Below are 347 nucleotides of genomic sequence, written 5' to 3'. Positions count from 1 at the left end.
ACATTTTCCCTAAGGACATCGTTTACATTTGGGTTGCATGCCAGATAGTCGCTGGCACAATTTTATTTTCTCGTTGATTAAATTCCGCAAGAAAATGAAAACGATAATAAATATGCCAAATGCCATCTCCAAAAGGAATAAAAGCAACTGGCTCCTTTGCGAGAACTTGACTAAGGTAAAACCGTTTACCTTGCCATTTAATCTCGCCATTATGTCGTACTTGGCGGATTTCAGCTTGCTCGCCATAATCATAAGGCTCAATCCTACCTGTGTAGGTGCGATTGGACGCTTGATAACAGCTCGCTGGTGTCCGTCGCCCGATGCCTTCGTGTGAACGCAATTCATTG

1 pseudogene is annotated in these 347 nt (G+C 43.2%); it reads right to left on the bottom strand.

The features are described 5' to 3' along the window. Nucleotides 1–22: 22 nt before the first annotated feature. A pseudogene (locus ACTG7X_RS11090) lies at nt 23–347 on the bottom strand (integrase); the annotation flags it as partial.

Origin of the sequence: Lonepinella sp. BR2271 (genome assembly GCF_051851515.1) — a bacterium.
Taxonomy (GTDB): domain Bacteria; phylum Pseudomonadota; class Gammaproteobacteria; order Enterobacterales; family Pasteurellaceae; genus Lonepinella.
Note: the sequence above shows the minus strand (reverse complement) of the source record. Positions and strands in the feature narration are given on the sequence as shown.